A 249-nucleotide genomic window follows, 5' to 3' on the forward strand; every position below is an offset into this window, starting at 1 on the left:
AGTTTACAGAATTATGTGGGAAGTTCCATAATTGAACAAGCTGTGGCAGTCGATATTTGCAAACAGTTGCGAGAATATCTGCCTATTATTCGTCAGGTCGCGTGCCAAACCAAACGCAGAGTATTTGAAGGTGAATCTGTTCCGGCCCTGGAAAAGATTGTTTCAATCTTTGAGCCGCATACGGATATTATCCGCAAGGATCGCCGAGACACCTATTACGGTCACAAAATTTGTCTTACCGGCGGCGCT

1 pseudogene is annotated in these 249 nt (G+C 45.0%); it reads left to right on the forward strand.

Going from position 1 to position 249, the window contains the following annotated elements:
* Window positions 1-96 precede the first annotated feature (96 nt).
* A pseudogene (locus JWH17_RS25065) lies at window positions 97-249 on the forward strand (ISNCY-like element ISDol1 family transposase); the annotation flags it as partial.

Source organism: Desulfogranum marinum (genome assembly GCF_016918565.1).
Taxonomy (GTDB): Bacteria; Desulfobacterota; Desulfobulbia; order Desulfobulbales; family Desulfobulbaceae; genus Desulfogranum; species Desulfogranum marinum.